We start from the raw sequence: 22,722 nt of genomic DNA on the forward strand, positions 1-22,722 counted from the left end.
ATGGGCCATTCTGCACCCAAGATCGTGAACCCCGAAGGGATCGCCGAGGAAATCGGCGCCCTCTTGGGTTCGATGCTGATCGAAACCATCGATCATGCCGACGAGCTGACCTTCGTTGTCGCGCGCGACGACCTGGCTAATGCCATGGTCGCGCTGCGCGACATGGCGCATTACCAGCAGCTGATGGAAATCGCCGGCGTCGACTATCCGGAACGTCCGGACCGGTTCGAGGTCGCCTATCACCTGCTCAGCGTCACGCGGAACCACCGCGTCCGCGTCAAGGTTTCGACCGATGAGGATACGCCGGTGCCGACTGTCACGCACCTCTGGCCGGTCGCCGGCTGGCTGGAGCGTGAAGTGTTCGACATGTATGGCGTCATCTTCGACGGCAATACCGACCTGCGTCGCATCCTGACCGACTATGGCTTCAAGGGCCATCCGCAGCGCAAGGACTTCCCGCTGACCGGCTATGTCGAGCTGCGCTATTCCGAAGAAGACAAGCGCGTCGTCTATGAGCCGGTGAAGCTGGCCCAGGACTTCCGCAGCTTCGACTTCATGTCGCCCTGGGAAGGTGCGCAATATGTGCTGCCCGGCGACGAGAAGGCGGCGGCACCTGCTGCTGCGCCCGCAGCCGCACCCACGCCCAAGGCGACGGAAAGCAAGGCCGACACCGGTGCTGGCGATGCCGCCAACAAGAAGGCCGAGGAAAAGTCGGCCGACGCGCCGGCCAAGCCCGCCGCCGAAACCGATGAAGGCAAGGGGGCTGCCAAGCCCGAAGGTAAGGCCTGATGTCCGACTATCTCGAAAAGATGGATCATGTCACCGATGCGGCCGACCCGGCCTATGGTGACACGGAAATCCAGAACTACACGATCAACTTCGGCCCGCAGCACCCTGCGGCGCACGGCGTTCTGCGTCTGGTCATGGAGCTGGACGGCGAAATCGTCGAACGCTGCGACCCGCATGTCGGCCTGCTGCATCGCGGCACCGAAAAGCTGATCGAGCACAAGACCTATATGCAGGCGCTGCCCTATTTCGACCGGCTGGACTATTGTTCGCCGCTCGGCATGGAGCATAGCTATGTGCTGGCGGTCGAAAAGCTGCTGAACCTGGAAGTGCCGCTGCGCGCGCAATATCTGCGCGTGTTCTTCGCGGAACTGACCCGCATCTGCAATCACATGCTGAACCTGGGTTCGCACGTCATGGACGTTGGCGCGATGACGCCGAACCTGTGGCTGTTCGAAATCCGCGAGGACTGCCTCAACTTCTTCGAGCGCGCTTCTGGTGCGCGTATGCACAGCGCCTATTTCCGGCCGGGCGGCGTGCATCAGGACGTGCCACTCAAGCTGCTGACGGACATCGCCGACTGGCTCGACACCCGTCTGCCGCGCCTGTTCGAGGACGCGATGAGCCTGGTCGTCGACAACCGCATCTTCAAGCAGCGCAATGTCGACATCTCGATCGTCAGCAAGGAAGACGCGCTGAAGTGGGGCTTCTCCGGCCCGATGCTGCGTGGTTCGGGCATCGCCTGGGATATCCGCAAGGCGCAGCCCTACGACGTCTATGACCGCATGGAATTCGACGTTCCGGTCGGCACCGCGTTCGACTGCTATGACCGTTTCATGGTCCGCGTCGAGGAAGTGCGCCAGTCCGCGCGCATCATGAAGCAGTGCCTCAACGAGATGCCGGAAGGGCCGATCGCCAGCTTCGACCGCAAGGTCTCCCCGCCCAAGCGCGGCGAGATGAAGAAGTCGATGGAAGCGCTGATCCACCACTTCAAGCTCTATACCGAGGGCTTTCACGTCCCCGCGGGCGAAGTCTATGTGGCGACCGAAAGCCCGAAGGGTGAATTCGGCGTCTATCTGGTCAGCGACGGCTCCAACAAGCCCTATCGCTGCAAGATCCGCCCGACCGCCTTCAGCCATCTGCAGGCGATGGACTTCATGATGAAGGGCCACATGCTGGCCGATACAACCGCTGTACTGGGCGCGATGGACATCGTGTTCGGAGAATGTGACCGATAATGGCTGACGCAGTTCATATCCCCGATGAGGCCGAAACCCGCGCGCGCTGGGGCGCGTTCGAGTGGACGCCCGAAAATGCCGAGCAGGCCAAGAAGGTCATCGCGCGCTATCCCGCCGGTCGCCAGCAGTCGGCGGTGATGCCGCTGCTCGATCTGGCCCAGCGTCAGGTCGGTGCGGAAACGCAGACCAATGGCTGGCTGCCGGTTCCGGTCATGGAATATATCGGGCGTCAGCTCGATATGCCGTACATGCGCGTCTATGAGGTCGCGACCTTCTACACCATGTACAATCTGGCGCCGGTCGGTCGTTATCATGTGCAGGTCTGCGGCACGACGCCGTGCATGCTGCGCGGGTCGGACGATGTCTTTGCCGCGTGCAAGAACAAGGGCCTGGTCAAGGGCGGCACGACCCCCGACGGCCTGTTCACCCTCAATGAGGTCGAATGCCTTGGTGCCTGCGCCAACGCGCCGATGGTCCAGATCAACGACGATAATTTCGAAGATCTGACCTATGACAGCACCATCGCCATCCTGGAAACGCTGGCCGCCGGCGGCCAGCCCAAGATCGGCCCGCAGATCGATCGTCAGACCAGCGCGCCGGAAGGTGGCCCGACCACCCTCAAGGAGATGGTCGGCGAAAACCACGACTATCGCGGTCAATGGAACGAAGGAGCGACGGCATGACCGATGCACCCGCAGCAGCTCCGACTCCGGCCCCCTTCGTCGGGCCGCTGTCCGACAAGGACCGCATCTTCACCAACGTCCACGGCTTCCAGGATTGGGGCGTCGACGCCGCGATGAAGCGTGGCGATTGGGACAATACCAAGAAGCTGATGGAAATCGGCCAGGACGCGATCATCGACACCATCAAGGCGTCGAACCTGCGCGGCCGTGGTGGCGCCGGTTTCCCGACCGGCATGAAGTGGAGCTTCATGCCCAAGGAAAGCAAGGACGGCCGTCCCAGCTTCCTCGTCATCAACGCTGACGAATCCGAACCGGGTTCGTGCAAGGACCGCGAAATCATCCGCCACGATCCGCACAAGCTGATCGAAGGCGCGCTGATCGCCGGTTTCGCGATGCGGGCGCGTGCCGCCTACATCTATATCCGCGGCGAGTTCATCTATGAGGCGAAGGTGCTCTTCGCCGCCGTCGAGCAGGCCTATGAAAAGGGCTTCATCGGCAAGAATGCCTGCGGTTCGGGCTATGATTTCGACGTGTTCGTCCATCGTGGCGCCGGCGCCTATATCTGCGGCGAGGAAACCGCCCAGATCGAAAGCATCGAGGGCAAGAAGGGCCAGCCCCGCCTGAAGCCGCCTTTCCCGGCCGGCGCGGGCCTTTATGGCTGCCCGACCACGGTGAACAACGTGGAATCGATCGCGGTTGCGCCGACGATCCTGCGTCGCGGCGCCGCCTGGTTCAACGGCTTCGGCCGTGAGAACAACCGCGGCACCAAGCTGTTCCAGATCAGCGGTCATGTGAACAAGCCTTGCGTCGTCGAGGAATCGATGTCGATCCCGTTCCGCGAACTGATCGATCGCCATTGCGGCGGCATCCGTGGCGGCTGGGACAATCTGCTCGCGGTCATTCCGGGCGGGTCGTCGGTGCCGCTGGTTCCTGCGAAGGAAATCATGGATGCACCGATGGACTTTGACGGTCTGCGCGCGCTGGGCTCGGGCCTGGGCACCGCCGCCGTCATCGTCATGGACAAGTCGACCGACATCGTCCGCGCCATTTCGCGTCTCTCCTACTTCTACAAGCATGAGAGCTGCGGCCAGTGTACGCCGTGCCGCGAAGGCACGGGCTGGATGTGGCGCGTCATGGAGCGTCTGCGCACCGGCGACGCGGACCAGAGCGAAATCGACATGCTGTTCCAGGTGACCAAGCAGGTTGAAGGCCACACCATCTGCGCGCTTGGCGACGCAGCGGCATGGCCGATCCAGGGGCTGATCCGGCACTTCCGTCCGGAAATCGAGCGCCGGATCAACGAGAACAAGGGTAGTGCCCCCGTAATGGAGGCAGCGGAGTAACCATGCCGAAGGTCAAAGTAGACGGCGTAGAACTCGAAGTCCCGGCGGGCGCCACAGTCCTCCAGGCTTGCGAGCAGGCGGGGAAGGAAATCCCCCGTTTCTGCTATCATGAGCGCCTTTCCATCGCCGGCAATTGCCGCATGTGCCTGGTCGAGGTGAAGCCCGGACCGCCCAAGCCGCAGGCGTCGTGCGCGCTTCCGGCCACCGAAGGCCAGGAAATCCGCACCGACAGCGAAATGGTCAAGAAGGCCCGCGAAGGGGTGATGGAGTTCCTGCTCATCAACCACCCGCTGGATTGCCCGATCTGTGACCAGGGTGGCGAGTGCGATCTTCAGGACCAGTCGGTCGCCTATGGCCGTGGTTCGTCGCGCTATGACGAGAATAAGCGCGCCGTCACCGAGAAGAATATGGGGCCGATCGTCAAGACGGTCATGACCCGCTGCATCCAGTGTACCCGTTGTGTGCGCTTTGCAGAGGAAGTCGCGGGCGTGCCGGAAATCGGCGCCATCTATCGCGGCGAGAATATGCAGATCACCACCTATCTCGAACATGCCGCCAAGAGCGAACTGTCGGGCAATGTGGTCGACCTGTGCCCGGTCGGCGCGCTGACCGCCAAGCCCTATGCTTTCGAAGCGCGTCCGTGGGAACTCAAGAAGACCCATGCGATCGACGTGATGGACGCGCTCGGCACCAACATCCGCCTCGACAGCCGTGGTCGTCAGGTGCTGCGCGCCGTGCCGCGCATCAATGACGACGTGAACGAGGAGTGGGCGTCAGACAAGACCCGTCACAATGTCGACGGTCTGGTCCGCAAGCGTCTCGACAAGCCGTTCGTCCGCAAGGATGGCAAGCTGGTGCCGGCGACCTGGGCGGAAGCCTTTGCTGCCGTCGCCGCCGTCCAGCATGGCGGCAGCGTCGCGGCGATCGCCGGCGACCTGCTCGACTGCGAAACCATGTTCGCTGGCAAGGCGCTGGTCGAAAAGCTCGGCGGTTCGCTGCTGGAAGGCCGCCAGACCGGCCTGTCCTACGATGTGTCGAGCCTGTCGTCGGTCGTGTTCAACACGCCGCTCGCCGATCTCGAAACCGCCGACGTCATCCTGCTGGTCGGCACCAACCTGCGCTGGGAAGCGCCGCTGGTGAACACCCGCATCCGCAAGGCGATCAAGAAGGGCGCGAAGGTCTTCGCCGTCGGTCCCGAATTCGACCTGACCTACAAGGTCGAATGGCTGGGCAATGACGCGTCGCTGCTGGCCAAGCTGCCGGACGCCGTGGTCGAAGCCTTCAAGGGCGCTGCCCGTCCGGCGATGATCGTCGGTGGCGGCGTGCTGGCCAAGGACGGCGCGCATGGCGACACGCTGGCGCTGGTCGAGACGCTGGGCCTGATCAAGGATGGCTGGAACGGCTACAATGTCCTGCACTTCGCGGCGGCCCGCATGGGCGGCCTGATGCTGGGCTATGCGACCAAGGGCGGCATCAAGGCGGTGGCTGCGGCCGCGCCGAAGCTGCTCTTCTCGCTGGGCGCCGACGAGGTCGACTATTCGGCCTTCGAAAACAGCTTCAAGGTCTATGTCGGCCATCATGGCGACAAGGGCGCGCACGCGGCGGACGTGATCCTGCCGGGCGCAAGCTATGCCGAAAAGGCCGGCACCTACGTCAACCTGGAAGGCCGGGTGCAGTTTGGTGAAAAGGCCGTGTTCGCGCCGGGCGACGCCCGCGAGGACTGGTCGATCCTGCGCGCCCTGTCGGAAGCGCTGGGTGCCAAGCTGCCGTTCGACAGCTTCGACGCGCTGCGCGCCGAAATGGTCAAGGCGGTTCCCGCGCTCGGCGTCGAAGGTATCGCCAACTATGGTTGGTCGGTGCCGTCGCTGCCGACCGGTGCGACCGGCGAGCTGGGTTCGCCGATCAAGGATTTCTACCTCACCAACGCGATCTGCCGCGCCAGCCCGACGATGCAGCAATGCTCGGCCGAGCTGATCCATGGTGAAAGCTTCGCGGAGGCCGCAGAGTGACCGCTTTCTTCCAAGGCCTTGGCCTGCCTTTCGAGGGCGCCTGGCTGCTTTCGACCATTATCGGTATCCTGGTCATCGCGCTGCCGCTGATGCTGGCCGTCGCCATGATCATCTATGCCGACCGCAAGATCTGGGCGGCCATGGCGCTGCGCCGTGGTCCCAACGTCGTCGGCCCGCTGGGCCTGCTTCAGTCCTTCGCGGACGGCCTCAAGGTCTTCCTGCAGGAAACCATCGTTCCCTCGGCATCGAACAAGGCGCTGTTCCTGATCGCGCCGATCATCACCTTCACCGTGGCGCTGATGGCCTGGGCCGTCATTCCCTTCGGCGTCGGCGTGATGGTGTCGAACGTCAATGTCGGCCTGCTCTACATCCTCGCCATCTCGTCGCTCGGCGTCTATGGCGTGGTTCTGGCGGGGTGGGCGTCCAACTCCAAATATCCCTTCTATTCCGCGATCCGCGCCAGCGCGCAGATGATCTCCTATGAAGTCTCGATCGGCTTCATCCTGATCACCGTCGTGCTGTGGGCCGGCAGCTTCAACATGTCGGCGATCGTGGAAAGCCAGAAGGGCTATTACGGCTTCCTCAACGGCAACGGCTTCAACCCGCTGCTGTTCCCGATGGCGATCATGTTCCTGATTTCGGCCATGGCGGAAACGGCGCGCGCGCCGTTCGACCTGACCGAAGCGGAATCCGAACTGGTCGCGGGTTACCAGACCGAATATTCGTCGATGGCCTTCGCCCTGTTCTGGCTCGGCGAATATGCCAACGTCATCCTGATGTGCGGCCTCAACGCGATCCTGTTCTGGGGTGGCTATCTGCCGCCGTTCGACTGGGCGCCGCTGTACATGGTGCCGGGCATCATCTGGTTCCTGCTCAAGATCGCCTTCTTCTTCTTCGTCTTCTCCTGGGTGAAGGCGACGGTGCCCCGCTACCGTTATGACCAGCTGATGCGGCTGGGCTGGAAGATCTTCCTGCCGACCTCGCTCTTCTTCGTCTTCCTGGTTTCGGGCTTCCTCATGCTGACGCGCTATGGAGGCGCACAATGAGCCTCGGTTACTACGTCAAAAGCTTCACCCTCTGGGAGTTCGTGAAGGCGCACTGGCTGACCTTGAAGTATTTCTTCAAGCCCAAGGCGACGATCAACTACCCGTACGAGAAGAACCCGATTTCGCCGCGTTTCCGTGGTGAACATGCGCTGCGCCGCTACCCCAACGGGGAAGAGCGCTGCATCGCGTGCAAGCTGTGCGAGGCCATCTGTCCGGCGCAGGCGATCACCATCGAGGCGCAGCCGCGCGACGATGGCAGCCGCCGCACCACGCGCTACGACATCGACATGACCAAGTGCATCTATTGCGGCTTCTGCCAGGAAGCCTGCCCGGTCGATGCGATTGTCGAGGGCCCGAACTTCGAGTTCGCGACCGAAACCCGCGAGGAGCTGATCTACGACAAGGCCAAGCTCCTGGAAAACGGTGACAAGTGGGAGCGTGCCATCGCTGCCAATCTTGCTGCCGATGCCCCCTATCGTTAAGCCGCCGGCGTCAAAGGGAATATGAACCTGTGATCCACGTCCTCGCCTTTTACCTGTTCGCCATTCTGGTGGTGAGCAGCGGCGCGCTCACGATATTGTCGCGCAACCCGGTCCACTCGGTCCTCTGGCTGATCCTGGCCTTCTTCAACGCTGCCGGTCTGATGATCCTGCTCGGCGCCGAATTCATCGCGATGCTGCTTGTCATCGTCTATGTCGGCGCGGTCGCGGTGCTGTTCCTGTTCGTCGTCATGATGCTCGACATCGACTTCGCCGAACTGCGTGCCGGCTTCGTCAGCTATCTGCCGTTCGGCCTGCTGATCGCGCTCGTGCTGCTGGCCGAAATCGTCCTCGGCATCGGCCTGTGGAGCGCCGGTCCGATCGAGCTTGCGCAGCGTGCGGCCCCGGCCAATCCGGAACTTTCCAACATCCAGGCGATCGGCGGCATTCTCTACACCCGCTACATCTTCCTGTTCGAGGCGGCGGGTATCGTCCTGCTGGTCGCGATGATCGGCGCCATCGTGCTGACCCATCGTGCCCGTGGCGGCGTCCGTGGTCAGAATGTTGCCAAGCAGAACCGCCGTCGTCCGCAGGACGCCGTGCGCAACATCAATCAGCCCGTGGGGCAGGGGGTGGAGCTGTGATCGGCCTTCAACATTATATGGTGGTCAGCGCCATCCTCTTCGTGATGGGGGTGCTCGGCATCTTCATCAATCGCAAGAATGTCATCATCATCCTGATGGCGATCGAGCTGATCCTCCTCAGCGTGAACATCAACCTCGTCGCCTTCAGCGCCTTCCTGGGCGATCTGGTGGGCCAGGTCTTCTCGATGTTCGTGCTGACCGTCGCGGCGGGTGAAGCGGCCATCGGCCTCGCCATCCTCGTCATTTACTTCCGTGGTCGCGGCACCATCGCCGTCGACGATGTCAACCGGATGAAGGGCTGAGCCAAATCCCATGATCCAGCTTATCGTCCTTCTCCCGCTGCTCGCCGCAGCCATCGCCGGCCTTGGCAACAAGGCCCTGGGCAAGATCCCGGCGAAGATCGTCACGACCGGCGCACTGTTCGCAGCCTGCGCCATGTCCTGGCCGATCTTCATCAGCTTCCTGACCGGCCACGCCGAACCCTATGTCGCGCCCGTCTTCACCTGGATCGAAAGCGGCAGCTTCGACGCCCAGTGGGCGCTGCGGGTCGACACCATGACGGCGGTCATGCTGGTGGTCATCACCAGCGTGTCCAGCCTGGTCCACCTCTATAGCTGGGGCTATATGGATGAAGAGCCGGATCAGCCGCGCTTCTTCGCCTATCTCTCGCTCTTCACCTTCGCGATGCTGATGCTCGTGACCGCGAACAATCTGCTGCAGATGTTCTTCGGTTGGGAAGGCGTGGGTCTGGCCTCCTACCTGCTGATCGGTTTCTGGTTCCGTAAGCCTTCGGCCAATGCGGCTGCGATCAAGGCGTTCGTCGTCAACCGCGTTGGCGACCTTGGCTTCATGATGGGCATTTTCGGCACCTATCTGGTGTTCAATACCATCTCGATCCCGGAAATCCTGGAAATGGCCCCGTCGATGGCGGGTTCGACCATCGGCTTCCTGGGTCACCGCTTCGACACCATGACCGTGCTCTGCCTGCTGCTGTTCATCGGCGCGATGGGCAAGTCGGCGCAGCTCGGCCTTCACACCTGGCTTCCCGACGCGATGGAAGGCCCGACCCCGGTGTCGGCGCTGATCCACGCGGCCACCATGGTCACCGCCGGCGTCTTCATGGTCTGCCGCCTGTCGCCGATGTTCGAAATGTCGCCGACCGCGCTGACCGTGGTCACCTATGTCGGTGCCGCCACCTGTCTGTTCGCGGCCACCGTCGGCACCGTGCAGACCGACATCAAGCGCGTCATCGCCTATTCGACCTGTTCGCAGCTGGGCTACATGTTCTTTGCGGCCGGTTGCGGCGCCTATGGCGCGGCGATGTTCCACCTCTTCACCCACGCCTTCTTCAAGGCGCTGCTGTTCCTGGGCGCCGGCTCGGTCATCCATGCGATGCACCATGAGCAGGACATGCGTTACTATGGCGGCCTGCGTAAGAAGATCCCCGTGACCTTCTGGACCATGACGCTCGGCACTCTCGCCATCACGGGCGTCGGCCTGCCGCTCGTCGGCGTCGGTTTCGCCGGCTTCTATTCGAAGGACGGCATCCTCGAAGCGGCCTTCGCTTCGGGCGGTGCGGGCATCGGTGCCTATTATGTCGGCGTGTTCGCCGCGCTGCTGACCAGCTTCTACAGCTGGCGCCTGGTCTTCCTGACCTTCTTCGGCAAGCCGCGCTGGACCCAGTCCGAGCATATCCAGCATGCCCTCCATGACTCCCATGGTCATGACGATCATGCCCACGCCCACGCCGATCATGGCCATGACCATCATGCCCATGACGCTGGTGACGGCACCGGTGGCTACCATCCGCATGAAAGCGGCCTGGTCATGCTGATCCCGCTGCTGGTGCTCAGCTTGGGCGCCGTGTTCGCAGGCTTCGTCTTCCACGACCAGTTCATTGGTCCGGAAGGGGGCATCGAGTTCTGGAAGGGCGCCCTGGCGTTCGACAGCCACCTGATGCACGCCGCGCATGAAGTGCCGACCTGGGTCAAGTTCGGTCCGTTCACCGTGATGCTGACCGGCCTGGTCATTGCCTGGCTCGCCTACATCAAGAACACCGACTGGCCGCAGCGCTTCGTCGCCACCTTCGGCGCCCTGCACCAGTTCCTGCTGAACAAGTGGTATTTTGACGAGCTGTACAACTTCCTGTTCGTCAAGCCCGCCTTCGCCATCGGCCGCTTCTTCTGGCAGTTCGGTGACGTCGGCTTCATCGACCGCTTCGGCCCCAACGGGCTGGCTGCTCTGGTCGTGCAGGGCAACAAGATCACCCGTCGGCTTCAGTCCGGCTACCTCTACACCTATGCGCTGGTGATGCTGATTGGCCTCGCCGCGGCTGCAACCTGGGCGATGACACGATAATGGACGGCTTCCCCATCCTCTCCCTGATGATGGCAGTGCCGATGGCTGGTGCCATCGCCTGCCTCTTCGCTGGCGCCAATAATGCGCGCTGGATTGCGCTGATCGCCACGCTGGTCGATCTGGTCCTGGGCATCGTCCTGTGGGTCAATTTCGATCAGTCGGGCGCAGGCGCCCAGTGGCAGTTCACCGAATATGCGCCGATCTTCGGCCGCTTCGCGTGGGCGCTCGGGATCGACGGCATCGCCTTGCTGCTGATCGCGCTGACCGTGTTCCTGATGCCGATCTGCATCGGCGCCAGCTGGAACGCGATCAACAAGCGCGTCGGCGAATATATGGCGGCGTTCCTGTTCATGGAGGTGCTGATGATCGGCGTCTTCACCGCGCAGGATCTCTACCTCTTCTACATCATGTTTGAAGCCGGCCTGATCCCGATGTATCTGATCATCGGTATCTGGGGTGGTGCGAACCGTATCTACGCCTCGTACAAATTCTTCCTCTACACGCTGCTCGGCTCGGTCCTGATGCTGATCGCGATGATGTGGATGGTGCATGAGGCCGGCACGACCCGCATCCCCGACCTGATGGCCTACAACTTCGATCCGAAGATCCAGATCTGGCTGTTCCTGGCCTTCTTCGCCAGCTTTGCGGTGAAGATGCCGATGTGGCCGGTCCACACCTGGCTGCCCGACGCGCACGTTCAGGCGCCGACCGCCGGTTCGGTCATCCTGGCAGGCGTGCTGCTGAAGATGGGTGGCTATGGCTTCATCCGCTTCTCGCTGCCGATGTTCCCGGAAGCCTCGGCGCAGCTCGCGCCCTGGGTCTGGGGCCTGTCGATGGTCGCCGTTGTTTATACCAGCCTCATCGCGCTGGTTCAGTCGGACATGAAGAAGCTGATCGCCTATTCGTCGGTCGCGCACATGGCGATCGTCACCATCGGCCTGTTCGCCTTTAACCAGGCGGGCCTGGAAGGCGCGATGATGGTCATGCTGGGCCACGGCCTCGTCTCGGGCGCGCTGTTCCTCTGCGTCGGCGTCATCTATGACCGCCTGCACACCCGTGAGATCAACCGCTATGGTGGCCTGGCGATCAACATGCCGCGCTACGCCGTGCTGTTCCTGCTCTTCACCATGGCTTCGGTCGGTCTGCCGGGCACCAGCAACTTCGTCGGCGAATTCCTGTCGCTGATGGGCATCTACCAGGTCTCGACCTGGGCAGCGCTGATCTGCACCACCGGCATCATCCTGGGTGCGGCCTATATGCTCTACCTCTATCGCCGCATCTGCTACGGCGATCAGGTGAACGCCGATGCCGCCGCCATGCCTGACCTGTCGGCGCGTGAAATCTGGCTGCTCGCCCCGATTGCCGCGGCGGTGCTCTGGATGGGCGTCTATCCGGAAAGCTTCCTGGCCCCGATGCGTCCCGACATCCGCGCGCTCGAAGCGCGTCTCGCCCCTGCGGCTCCCGCAGGAGATTCCCAGATCAAGATGGGTGCGCCCAAGCCGGTAGGCGAGGGCCATCATGAAGAAGCCGCTGCGCACGGGGAGGCGCACTAATGATCGAAACCGCTTCCCTTCTGGCCGTACTGCCGGAACTCATCCTCACCGGCTCCGGCCTGGTGCTGATGCTGATCGCCGCCTTCGGTGGTGACCGCTCGACCCATGCCGTCAACTGGCTGGCAGTGCTTGCGCTGCTCGCCGCCGGCCTCAGCCTCTGCACATCGATGGCGCATGGCCCGGTCGCATTCGACGGCCTGGTCCGGGCCGACGCCTTCTCGGTCTATGCCAAGGCGCTGATCTATGGCGCGGCCGGTGCGGCCATCCTGCTGGCGCCGCGCTTCTTCGCCACCGGCGGCGCGCTGCGTCCCGAATATGCCGTCCTGATCGTCTTTGCCGCCATCGGCATGGGCATGATGGTCTCGGCCGGCGACATGCTGACGCTCTATGTCGGCCTGGAAATGAACAGCCTCGCATCCTACGTGCTGGCCAGCTTCATGCGCCAGGACGAAAAGTCGTCGGAAGCGGGCCTGAAATATTTCGTGCTCGGTTCGCTGGCCAGCGGCATCCTGCTCTACGGCATCTCGCTGCTCTACGGTTTCACCGGTTCGACCGCGTTTGACGGCATTGCCATTGCCATGGGTGACGGCGTGTCGAAGGGCGAGCTGTTCGGTCTGGTCTTCGTGCTCGCAGGCCTCGCCTTCAAGATCAGCGCCGTGCCGTTCCACATGTGGACGCCCGACGTCTATGAAGGTGCGCCGACCCCGGTCACCGCCTTCTTCGGCAGCGCGCCCAAGGTCGCCGCGATGGGCCTGATGGTCCGCGTCGCGATCGAAGCGCTCGGCCCGGCCGGCCTCGACTGGCAGCAGATCATCATCTTCGTTGCGCTCGCCTCGATCCTGTTCGGTGCGGTCGCAGCGATCGGCCAAACCAGCATCAAGCGTCTGATGGCCTATTCGTCGATCAACAATGTCGGCTTCGCGCTGGTCGGCCTCGCCGCCGGCACGCCCGCCGGTGTTGCCGCGACGATGAGCTACATGGCGATCTACGTCGTCATGACCATCGGCGCCTTCGCCTGCATCCTCCAGATGCGAACCGCCGATGGCAAGCCGGTCGACACGATCGCCAGCCTTGCTGGCCTGTCGCAGTCGCGCAAGGGCCTTTCGGCTGCCTTCGCGATCTTCATGTTCTCGATGGCCGGTATCCCGCCGCTGTTCGGCTTCTGGGCGAAGTTCCTGGTGTTCGATGCCGCGGTTGCCGCCAACCTGACCGCGCTCGCCGCCTTCGGCATCGCCATGTCGGTGATCGGCGCCTTCTATTATCTCAAGATCATCAAGACGATCTATTTCGACGAACCGGCCGCGCCCTATGAGGCGAAGGGCGGGGCGGTCGAGAATATCATCATGGCCGCCTGCGCCATCGTGATCGTCTTCGGTTATCTGCTCAACCCGCTGCTGGACAAGGCCAGCGCGGCTGCGGCGGCTTCGCTGTTCTGACGCAGTTTCGCACCGTAGAAGAAACCGGCTCCACCAATGCCGACATGCTGGCATTGGCGGAGCAGGGTGAAACCGAGGGCCTCTGGCTGCGCGCAAAGCGACAGTCCGGAGGCCGCGGTCGTTTGGGCCGGGCGTGGGAAAGCCCGGTCGGCAATCTCTATTGCTCCACCCTGATCCGGCTGCAGCCGGGCGATCCGATGGCGCACACGCTGGCGCTGGTCGCGGCGAACGCCGTCCATGCGCTGGTCGCGCCGCTCTGTGCCGGACAGGCGCGGATCAAATGGCCCAATGACATATTGGTCGACGGCGCAAAGATCGCCGGCATCCTGTTGGAACGCACGAGCGATGCCGTGGTCGTCGGCATCGGCATCAACGTCACCCATTTCCCGCAAGGGCTCGACCGTCCGGTCACCAGCCTCGTCGCGCAAGGCGCGGACGGGGAGGGGGCGGACGCCGCCGCGCTGCTGGAGCGTCTCGCCCAGCTTTTCGCCCATTGGCTGGCGATCTGGCGGGCCCTGGGGCTTGGTCCGGTGCGCGCCCACTGGCTGCTCAATGCCCATCCGACCGGCACGCCGATGCGTGTCGTCCAGCCCGACGGCGACGTGGTGGAGGGCGGCTTCGGCACGCTCGACAGCCAGGGCATGTTGATCCTGCGCTTGGCGAATGGCGACACCCGTGCCATTCATGCCGGCGATATCTTTCTCATCTGAGGGTTCGGCCATGCTTCTCGCGATCGACGCGGGCAACACCAATGTCGTTTTCGCGCTGCTCGACGGGCGTGAGATCAAGACGCGCTGGCGCATCGCCACCGACCCGCGCCGCACCGCCGACGAATATGCCGTGTGGCTGAACCAGCTCTTGATGCTGGAAGGCTATGCCATGGCCGATGTCGACGCGGTGATCGTCGCCACGGTCGTGCCGCGTGCGCTGCATAATCTTCAGGTGCTGGCCGACAAATATTTCAAGACGACCGCGCTTGTCGCCGGCCAGGGGCTGGTCGACTGGGGCATCGAACTGGACGTGGCCGAACCGGCCTCGGTCGGCGCCGACCGGGTTGTAAACGCGATCGCGGCCCACCATCTTTATGATGGCGACCTGATCGTCATCGACTTCGGCACGGCGACCACCTTCGACGTGGTGGATTATCGCGGTGCCTATAAGGGCGGCATCATCGCGCCGGGCATCAACCTGTCGCTCGATGCGCTGGTGGCGGCCGCGGCCAAGCTGCCCCGCATCGCGATCGCCCCGCCGGAGAACCGATCAGTTATCGGTCGGACTACCGCCGACGCCATGCTGATCGGCGTCTTCTGGGGCTATGTGGCGATGATGGAGGGGCTGGTCGCCCGGATGCGCGCCGAGATCGGCCGTCCGACCAAAGTGATTTCGACCGGAGGACTCGCTGTCCTCTTCAATGACAATAGCGATATTTTCGATGCGATCGCGCCCGACCTGACGATCCAGGGCCTCGCATTGCTGTACGAACGGAGTTTACAGACAGAATGACACCCAAGGACGAGCTGCTCTTCCTGGCCCTCGGCGGCTCGGGCGAGATCGGCATGAACGTCAATCTTTATGGTTGCCAGGGCAAATGGGTCATGGTGGACCTCGGCCTGACCTTTGCCGATCCGCTTTATCCCGGCGTGGAGCTGGTGCTGCCCGACCTTGCCTTCATCGAGGAGCGCAAGGACGACCTACTCGGCATCGTGCTGACCCATGGCCATGAAGACCATATCGGCGCCATCCCCTATCTGGCGGCGGACCTGGGCGTGCCGCTCTATGCCACGCCCTTCACCGCGGGCCTGATCCGGCTGAAGCTGGAGGAAGAGGGCCTGACCAAGGAGGTGAAGCTCCACGTCATCGAGAATGAGGGCAGCTTCAATCTCGGTCCGTTCGGCTTCCGCTACGTGCCGCTGGCCCACTCGATTCCGGAGGGCAATGCCGTCCTGATCGACACGCCGCATGGCCGCATCTTCCACACCGGCGACTGGAAGCTGGACGCCGCCCCGCTGCTCGGCCAGCCTTCCACGCCGGAGGAACTGACCGCGATCGGCGACGAAGGCGTGCTGGCGCTGGTGTGCGACAGCACCAATGTCTTCAATCCAGAACCGTCGGGTTCTGAAAGCACGGTGCGCGATGGCCTGATGCAGACCGTCGCGGCGGCCAAGGGCCGGGTGCTGGTCACCACCTTCGCGTCGAACGCCGCACGCGTGCAGACGCTGGGCGAGGTCGCGGCCGCCACCGGGCGAAAGCTGTGCGTCGCCGGCCGCTCGCTCGACCGCATCATCAGCACCGCCAAGGCCGCCGGTTATCTCAAGGATTTCCCGCCGCTGGTCGACTGGGACGATGCGATGGACCTGCCGCGTTCGGAAGTGATGTTCATCGCCACCGGCGGCCAGGGCGAGGCGCGCGCCGCCCTGTCGCGCATCGCCTTTGACAGCCACCCGATCAAGCTGGCCGAGGGCGATACGGTCGTCTTCTCGTCCAAACAGATTCCGGGCAATGAAATCGCGATCGGCCGCATCCAGAATGCGCTGGCGACCAAGGGCATCATCATGGTGACCGACCGCCAGGCCGAGGTCCATGTCTCGGGCCATCCGGGCCGCCCGGAACTGGAATCCATGTATCGCTGGATCCGCCCCGCCATCCTGCTGCCGGTCCATGGCGAGCGTCGCCACATGGCGGAGCAGGCGCGGCTTGGCCTCGCCACCGGCATCCCCGATGCCGTGGTCCAGTCGAACGGCGACCTGCTGCGCCTGGCACCGGGCAAGCCGACGATCATCGGTCATGAGGATACCGGCCGTCTGGTGCTTGACGGCGACGTCATCCTGCCCGCCGACGGCGCGACCATGAACGAACGGCGCAAGCTCGGCCTGCACGGCCAGATCAGCGTCGCCGTGGCGCTCGACGCCAAGAACCGCCTGATCGGCGAACCCGTGCTGCGCACCCAGGGCGTGCCGGTGGAGGAAGACAAGGAGGCCTTCCTCGCCGAAGCGGCCGAGGAGGCTGCGGCGGCCGTCGCCAAGGGATCGATGGAGCAGGAAGCCCTGCGCGAACGCCTGCGGCTCGCCGTGCGCCGCACCGCGACCCGCTGGACCGGCAAGAAGCCGATCGTCGACGTGCTGCTGATCCGCGCATGATATAGGCCAGAGCGCCGTTCTCGTCCGACCTTCGGTCAGATGCGGACGGCGCTTTCGCGCGTAGCCGGAAACATCTGGAGCGAGATGACATCAGGGGGACTCGTCATTGCGAGCGTAGCGAAGCAATCCACCGGCGCGAGAAGGATTGCTTCGCTACGCTCGCAATGACGGCATGGGTTGATCTCATGTCATCTCGCTCTAGGCTCGGGCCGATCAAGATTGAATCGTCATGGCGAGCGAAGAAGCGACGCCATGACGGGAGAGGATAGGGGCATGCGCTGCAATAACGGGCGGGCCGGATGAACTGGTACGCCATCTTCGCCATCTATGTGCTGTTCTGGGTGATCAGCGCCTTCCTCGTCCTGCCCTTCGGCCTGCGCACGCCCGACGAAACGGGCGAGGTGCTGCTGAAAGGCCAGGCGGACAGCGCCCCCAGCAACTTCCGCCCCGGCCGCGTCATGCTGCGCGCCACCCTGCTCTCGGCCGTTCTGTTCGGCCTCTATTACGCCAATTATGTCCAGGGCTGGGTGACGATCGACAACATCCCCGGCCTCCATCCGCCACGCTGAGCGGGGGTGCTAGAGTTGAGTGGGAAGCGCACGGTCTGCTGGTGAGCCCTTCAACCACGAACTCAGATATTCAATCGGCTCGAAAGGCCTCAAACGCGAGGTCACCAAGGTCTGCATATTCAGACGGCGAGATAGGCTGCCCCATTTCGTCTGACAGCCTATATACCTGCTGCTGCCCTCCAAGAGAGGCTTCGCCAGCAAGGCCCATCAACAAAGTGTAGAAGGTGTCGGTAAGAGCCACGTCGAGCGCGGCAATCACATTGCGACGCTGTTCCGAATTCAATTGTGCTGCGTCGAGGTGCTGCCCGACAGTTGTGCCTGCGGATGCATCGCTGAACATGGCGAGCATTGCATCTCGCTCTTCCTTGCAGGCCCTGACAAATTCGCTAGCGGCCAACTGCAATCTCCCCATGACCTCTGAATTTACGACCGTTTTAAGGCATAAGAGAAATGGCTTGGGAATGACAAAAAATGGTCGTTTGCTGACCGACCAAATTTGCACACGCGGCCTAGCGCTTGAAGCCCTTCAAATTCTTCGCTGTTTTCCGACCCGCTTCAATCAAGGGTGAGATCGCGATGTTGCGATGAATGGGGATCTCCATGTCGAGGCCGATATCAATAACAAGCGTTCGTGCGGCGCTAACACCGGCCACAAAGCTATCGAAAGCAACGAGCAGGGCGCCGTCTATCCCGCTTATGCCGGCATGCGCATTCGCCGTGATACGGTCTATTTCGTCCAGCTGTCGGATTAATATCGATCGCGTCCCGGTTGAAAAAACAGGCTGCGGAGGAGTATTTAGCCGTTTAACGAGGCTATCCATGCGTTCAACGCTGTATTCTATAGTAGAAATAATGAGATCGATGTTCCGATTATAAGAATTCCTTTCAGTGCGATGCGCTAGGAATACGGATGACGCGAATGCACCAACCACCCCGATAATTGCGCCTCCGAAGCCTAGCCAGTCGCTTGCCTTTGCACCCTCTGGGGTGATCCCCATTCCTGTGAACGTCCAACCGCAAAGGGCGCCGATAAAAGTGCATGAGATCGCAGTAATGCCTGCGCGGGCGCTGTCATTCATGAAACCGTCTCTTCTATAGTGCGGGAGCGTATGTATCTGGTCCTACGCTTTGACCGGTCACGCTACTGATAAACCAGCAACTATAACATTTAATCTGGATTGACCTCTAGCTGACCGCAACAAACGCTTTCGAGCATAATCATCCACCGGCGCGACATGGATTGCTTCGCTACGCTCGCAATGACGGGAGATGGTCGCTATCTTCCATCCCCATCCCGTCATTGACCCGGCATCCCGCTTTTCTTGCTTTGCGAGCGCGACCCGACCAAGGCCGCACCCGGTCTGTCCTATTCGCCCCGTTCATGATCTACTCCGGCCATGAACAACCGTCCCCTCACGCAAGCATGTCCAGAATTGTCGCGCCGCTGTCGCCTCCCTGTCGCCTGACAGTCGCGTCGATGGTGCGGGACGGTGACGCTGATCGTGACCCAAGTGTCGCGTCACAGGCGCTTGGGTGTCGCGTCGCCGGCGCGTGACAGGTGCAAAAGGCCCGAAATGGCCCGACGACACTGTGAACTTCGGGCCGAAACAAACTGTCGCGTCATCCGCCCCGACACGCTGACCCTCAAGGCGGCGAATTCGCGCTGTCCTACACCGCACCCCTCCGCCACTATGCGGACGGCTCTTTGACCTGTCGGATATACCCGCGCGCCGCGGAGGCCAGCCCTAGGGGCGATCGACATTCAGATGATGACGTGACGAAAATGGTGGTTTTCCGTGACCCGGAGCGCAGCGTACTTAAAGTACGTGAGCACCGGAAGCGCGGGAAACCGCCATTTGCAGGCCGTCAGGGCTGGATGTCGATCGCCCCTACCGCTTGCGCGTCAGTTCCCGCATCGCCTCGTCCAGCCCCTCCAGCGTCAGCGGATACATGCGCTCGTTCATCAGGTCGCGGATGATGCGGGTCGACTGGCTATAGCCCCAATGTTCCGCCGGCGCGGGGTTCAGCCACACGGTCGCGGGATAGGTATGGGCAACCCGCTGCAGCCAGACGGCACCGGCTTCCTCGTTCATATGCTCCACCGACCCGCCGGGATGGCTGATCTCATAGGGGCTCATCGCCGCGTCGCCGACGAAGATCACCTTATAATCATGGCCATATTTGTGCAGCACGTCCCAGGTCGGCGTGCGTTCGGCAAAGCGGCGGCGATTATCCTTCCACACGCCTTCATAGAGGCAGTTATGGAAGTAGAAGAATTCCATATTCTTGAATTCGCTGGTCGCGGCCGAAAACAGCTCCTCACACAGCTTGATATGCGGGTCCATCGATCCGCCCACGTCCAGGAACAGCAGCAGCTTGACCGCATTGTGCCGCTCGGGCCGCATCCGGATGTCGAGCCAGCCCTGCCGCGCGGTGCCGCGGATCGTGGCGTCCAGGTCCAGTTCGTCGGCCGCGCCCTCCCGCGCGAAGCGCCGCAGCCGGCGCAGCGCCACCTTGATGTTGCGGGTGCCGATCTCGCGATTGCTGTCCAGATTGGCGAATTCGCGCTTTTCCCACACCTTGATGGCGCGCTTGTGCCGACTTTCCCCACCGATCCGCACGCCCTCGGGATTATAGCCGCCATGGCCGAAGGGGGATGTGCCGCCGGTGCCGATCCACTTGCTGCCGCCCTGGTGGCGCTCCTTCTGTTCCTCCAGCCGCTCCTTGAGCGTCTTCATGATCTCGTCCCAGTCGCCCAGCGACTTGATCTTCTCCATCTCTTCGGGGCTGAGGAACTTCTCCGCGACCAGGCGCAGCCATTCCTCGGGTATCTCCGCCTCGACCCCGTCCTGGCCCAGCAGCCCCTTGAACACCTTGGCAAAGACCTGATCGAACCGGTCGATCAGCCCCTCATCCTTCACATAGGTGGCGCGAGCGAGATAATAGAAATCCTCCGGTCGCCGCTCGATCACGTCGCGGTCCAGCGCTTCGAGGAGCAGCAGATGCTCCTCGATGCTGGCGGGGATGCCGGCGGCGCGCAGCGCGTCGAGGAAATTGAGCATCATGGTGCCGATCTTGTCGGCCAGCGCGCCGGGCGATGCAAGCGCCGGGCGGATCGCATTGGCGAAATATTAAGTGTTGCGCCGCACGGTAAACAGTTCAGTATTCATTGTGACAGTTAAGTTGCGGGGGCGGCTTGGAAAACGGAGAATTGTTGGCTGACCTGGGGGAACGGTCGGGCGACATAGCATTGCAATGCAGCGAAACCGCTGGATTTCTGGGCGAGGTGAACCGCCGGATCCAGGGCGATTCGGCGCGCCTGTCGGACTTGCAGGCAAACATGCAGACGCTGACCGCCAGCCAGAATGAGAGCGTGGCGGCGGCCCAGGAGTTGAGCCTCACCGCCGGACGCGCCGGGCGCATCATTGCCGAGGGGCATGATGTCATCACCCTGTCGCTGGGCGAGGTGGCGGGACTGGTCGAACATGTCACCGGCCTCGAAGGCCATTTGCGCCAGTTCCTGCAGGTGATCGAGGCGGTGGGCGGCATTTCCGACCAGCTTGGCACGATCGCCCGCCAGACCCGCCTGCTGGGCGTCAACGCCGCGATCGAGGCGGCGCGCGGCGGCGAGGCGACGATGGGCTTTGCCGTGGTGGCGGAGGAAATCCGCCGGCTCGCCGAGCAGGCGGCCGAATCCTCGGCCTCGGTCGGCAGCAAGCTAGGCCAGCTCGACCGCGATGCCCGCCATCTGATTGGCGGGGTGGAGGCGAATATCCAGCGCGGCCGCGACGTCGGCACCCATATCGACCAACTGCGCCTGTCGATGGCCGAAATCGCCTCGCTGGTGACCCAGTTCGGCGAGCGCTCTAGCGCGATCGTTGCCTGCACCGACGAGGCGGACGCCCATGTCGCGGCGCTGGATCAGGGGCTGGCACTGTTCGGCCGCTCCTCGACCGAAAGCGCGGGACGTGTCGACATGGCCCGCGACAAGATCGAGACGCTGGAGAGCCTGGCCAATGACATGCTCAACACCGCGGCGCAGAGCAGGCTGCGCACCCGCAACAGCCATTATATCGCGCTGGCCGAGGATGGCGCGGCCGAGGTTACGGCGCTGATCGAGGATGCGCTGGCCCGTGGCGAACTGTCGCAACAGGCGCTGTTCGATCGCAGCCATCGACCGATCGCGGGGTCTGAGCCGACCCAATATCAGACTGGTTTCACCGCCTATGCCGATCTGCGGGTGCGGCCGCTGCTCGACCGCCATACCGCGAAGGACGCGACGATCATCGGCTGCTGCCTGATCGACATGGACGGCTATCTGCCCACCCATATCAGCGCGCGCAGCCAGCCGCAGCGCATCGGCGACCCGCGCTGGAACATGGAGCATGCCCGCAACCGGCAAATCTTCATGGACGCCCAGACCCGCCGCGCGCTCGACGGCGACGATGATTTCTACCTCTTCACCTATCGCCAGAATCTGGGGGAGGGGCGCTACCGGGCGTTGCGCAGCGTGTTCGTACCGCTGCGCTTCGCCGGGCGCCGCTGGGGCCTCTATGAGGTCGGCTATCTGATCTGATCCACCCGCCTTATCCCGTGGATCAGCGAGACCAGCACGAAGGAGATGATCATCAGCAGATACCAGGCGCCCAGCTTCATCAGGCTGACCATCTCCCAACCATGGCGCTGGCTCGGGTAGGTCCAGGCATTGGCGAAGGTGCCGATATTTTCCGCCAGCCAGATGAACAGCGCCACCAGGAAGAAGCCGAGCAGCAGCGGCATCCGCCGTGGCTCGCGCCAGGGCGTGAACCAGATCCAGCTGCGCCCGAACAACAGGATGGCGGCGGCGAACAGGGCGATCCGGACATCGGGCAGCCAGTGATGGGCGAAGAAATTGACATAGATGGCGCTCGCCAGCAGCACCGTCGCCCAGACCGGTGGATAGCGGCTGAAACCGAAGTCGAAGATACGCCAGACCCGCGCGATATAGCTGCCGACGGCGGCATACATGAAGCCGGAAAAGAGCGGCACCGGGCCGATATGGAGCAGGCTGGCCTCCGGATAGACCCAGCTTCCCGCATGGGTCTTGAACAATTCCATGATCGTGCCGATCAGGTGGAAGGCGCAGATCACCAGCGCCTCGCGCGGACTTTCCAGCCTGAGGGCCAGCATCGCGATCTGGATCGCGATCGCCGACAGGGTCAGGAAATCATAGCGATGCAGCGGCGCGCCGGCAGGATAGAAAAGATGGGTCGCGAGCAGCAGGGCCAGCATCAGTCCGCCGAACAGGCAGGCCCAGCCCTGTTTGAAGCCGAACAGCAGGAACTCATAGGTCCAGGCGCGTGGCCCCGCCGCGACGCGGACCGATTCCAGATGGGCGCGTATCCGCGCAAAGCGGGTCGCGCCCGTAGGGTCGTTCATGCCCCCATGTCTAGCGCGCCATG

Annotated in this window: 21 protein-coding genes; 17 read left to right on the plus strand and 4 right to left on the minus strand. The window is 63.0% G+C overall.

The genetic code is table 11. The features are described 5' to 3' along the window. The 16 genes from VHN57_RS04205 (at position 1) to VHN57_RS04280 (ending at position 17,281) form a co-directional block, all read left to right on the plus strand. Positions 1-789 carry an NADH-quinone oxidoreductase subunit C gene (locus VHN57_RS04205; protein ID WP_125998261.1) on the plus strand — a complete coding sequence of 263 codons (789 nt, stop codon included), beginning with the start codon at positions 1-3 and terminating at the stop codon, positions 787-789. Then, a complete protein-coding gene (locus VHN57_RS04210) occupies positions 789-2,024 on the plus strand; it encodes an NADH-quinone oxidoreductase subunit D (protein WP_010337221.1) in 1,236 nt (411 codons plus the stop codon). The genes VHN57_RS04205 and VHN57_RS04210 overlap by 1 nt, the downstream gene beginning before the upstream one ends. Beyond that, positions 2,024-2,707, plus strand: a complete 684-nt coding sequence (locus tag VHN57_RS04215; protein WP_004211734.1) for a complex I 24 kDa subunit family protein — start codon at positions 2,024-2,026, stop codon at positions 2,705-2,707. The genes VHN57_RS04210 and VHN57_RS04215 overlap by 1 nt, the downstream gene beginning before the upstream one ends. Further along, positions 2,704-4,050, plus strand: a complete 1,347-nt coding sequence (nuoF, locus tag VHN57_RS04220) for an NADH-quinone oxidoreductase subunit NuoF (RefSeq protein WP_017501783.1) — start codon at positions 2,704-2,706, stop codon at positions 4,048-4,050. The genes VHN57_RS04215 and nuoF overlap by 4 nt, the downstream gene beginning before the upstream one ends. A 2-nt stretch (positions 4,051-4,052) precedes the next feature. Beyond that, complete coding sequence (gene nuoG, locus VHN57_RS04225; protein ID WP_423282868.1) at positions 4,053-6,059, plus strand: NADH-quinone oxidoreductase subunit NuoG; 2,007 nt, start codon at positions 4,053-4,055, stop codon at positions 6,057-6,059. After that, positions 6,056-7,105: an NADH-quinone oxidoreductase subunit NuoH gene (gene nuoH / locus VHN57_RS04230; RefSeq protein ID WP_099232403.1), complete on the plus strand. Its 1,050-nt coding sequence runs from the start codon at positions 6,056-6,058 to the stop codon at positions 7,103-7,105. Before nuoG ends, nuoH begins: the two co-directional genes overlap by 4 nt. Continuing rightward, entirely contained in the window at positions 7,102-7,587 is a 486-nt protein-coding gene (nuoI, locus tag VHN57_RS04235; RefSeq protein WP_004211738.1) for an NADH-quinone oxidoreductase subunit NuoI, read from the plus strand. Before nuoH ends, nuoI begins: the two co-directional genes overlap by 4 nt. Before the next feature lie 29 nt (positions 7,588-7,616). After that, the gene (locus tag VHN57_RS04240) at positions 7,617-8,228 is read left to right on the plus strand and encodes an NADH-quinone oxidoreductase subunit J (RefSeq protein WP_004211740.1); all 612 of its coding nucleotides are present in this window, start codon (positions 7,617-7,619) and stop codon (positions 8,226-8,228) included. Then, positions 8,225-8,530, plus strand: coding sequence for an NADH-quinone oxidoreductase subunit NuoK (gene nuoK, locus VHN57_RS04245; RefSeq protein ID WP_004211745.1), 306 nt, complete (start codon positions 8,225-8,227; stop codon positions 8,528-8,530). The genes VHN57_RS04240 and nuoK overlap by 4 nt, the downstream gene beginning before the upstream one ends. Before the next feature lie 10 nt (positions 8,531-8,540). Beyond that, positions 8,541-10,586 (plus strand): NADH-quinone oxidoreductase subunit L, encoded by a 2,046-nt coding sequence (nuoL, locus tag VHN57_RS04250; RefSeq protein WP_423282872.1) that lies wholly within the window; start codon positions 8,541-8,543, stop codon positions 10,584-10,586. Next, entirely contained in the window at positions 10,586-12,139 is a 1,554-nt protein-coding gene (locus VHN57_RS04255; RefSeq protein WP_007714750.1) for an NADH-quinone oxidoreductase subunit M, read from the plus strand. The genes nuoL and VHN57_RS04255 overlap by 1 nt, the downstream gene beginning before the upstream one ends. Next, the gene (nuoN, locus tag VHN57_RS04260) at positions 12,139-13,575 is read left to right on the plus strand and encodes an NADH-quinone oxidoreductase subunit NuoN (RefSeq protein ID WP_278986969.1); all 1,437 of its coding nucleotides are present in this window, start codon (positions 12,139-12,141) and stop codon (positions 13,573-13,575) included. The genes VHN57_RS04255 and nuoN overlap by 1 nt, the downstream gene beginning before the upstream one ends. Beyond that, entirely contained in the window at positions 13,572-14,285 is a 714-nt protein-coding gene (locus tag VHN57_RS04265) for a biotin--[acetyl-CoA-carboxylase] ligase (protein WP_278986982.1), read from the plus strand. Before nuoN ends, VHN57_RS04265 begins: the two co-directional genes overlap by 4 nt. Positions 14,286-14,295: 10 nt before the next feature. After that, positions 14,296-15,078 (plus strand): type III pantothenate kinase, encoded by a 783-nt coding sequence (locus VHN57_RS04270; RefSeq protein ID WP_278986972.1) that lies wholly within the window; start codon positions 14,296-14,298, stop codon positions 15,076-15,078. Further along, on the plus strand, positions 15,075-16,712 hold the full coding sequence (locus VHN57_RS04275; protein ID WP_278986975.1) for a ribonuclease J: 1,638 nt from the start codon (positions 15,075-15,077) through the stop codon (positions 16,710-16,712). Before VHN57_RS04270 ends, VHN57_RS04275 begins: the two co-directional genes overlap by 4 nt. Before the next feature lie 299 nt (positions 16,713-17,011). After that, the gene (locus tag VHN57_RS04280) at positions 17,012-17,281 is read left to right on the plus strand and encodes a DUF1467 family protein (RefSeq protein WP_136187685.1); all 270 of its coding nucleotides are present in this window, start codon (positions 17,012-17,014) and stop codon (positions 17,279-17,281) included. 70 nt (positions 17,282-17,351) lie between these two features. Here VHN57_RS04280 and VHN57_RS04285 read toward each other — a convergent pair whose 3' ends face one another. The 3 genes from VHN57_RS04285 to VHN57_RS04295 form a co-directional block, all read right to left on the minus strand. Further along, positions 17,352-17,678, minus strand: a complete 327-nt coding sequence (locus VHN57_RS04285; protein ID WP_161730327.1) for a hypothetical protein — start codon at positions 17,676-17,678, stop codon at positions 17,352-17,354. A 112-nt stretch (positions 17,679-17,790) separates the two neighbouring features. Then, the gene (locus tag VHN57_RS04290) at positions 17,791-18,360 is read right to left on the minus strand and encodes a hypothetical protein (protein ID WP_161730328.1); all 570 of its coding nucleotides are present in this window, start codon (positions 18,358-18,360) and stop codon (positions 17,791-17,793) included. An 810-nt stretch (positions 18,361-19,170) separates the two neighbouring features. Then, on the minus strand, positions 19,171-20,346 hold the full coding sequence (locus VHN57_RS04295) for a vWA domain-containing protein (protein WP_423282876.1): 1,176 nt from the start codon (positions 20,344-20,346) through the stop codon (positions 19,171-19,173). A 146-nt stretch (positions 20,347-20,492) separates the two neighbouring features. Between VHN57_RS04295 and VHN57_RS04300 the strand changes: the two genes are divergently transcribed. Continuing rightward, positions 20,493-21,857 (plus strand): methyl-accepting chemotaxis protein, encoded by a 1,365-nt coding sequence (locus VHN57_RS04300; RefSeq protein WP_172438601.1) that lies wholly within the window; start codon positions 20,493-20,495, stop codon positions 21,855-21,857. On the opposite strand, the gene VHN57_RS04305 is transcribed toward VHN57_RS04300, so the two are convergent. Beyond that, positions 21,845-22,699 carry a DUF817 domain-containing protein gene (locus VHN57_RS04305; protein ID WP_278986461.1) on the minus strand — a complete coding sequence of 285 codons (855 nt, stop codon included), beginning with the start codon at positions 22,697-22,699 and terminating at the stop codon, positions 21,845-21,847. The genes VHN57_RS04300 and VHN57_RS04305 overlap by 13 nt on opposite strands. Positions 22,700-22,722: the final 23 nt, after the last annotated feature.

The organism is Sphingobium salicis subsp. salicis, from assembly GCF_049472635.1.
GTDB classification, from domain to species: Bacteria; Pseudomonadota; Alphaproteobacteria; order Sphingomonadales; family Sphingomonadaceae; genus Sphingobium; species Sphingobium yanoikuyae_A.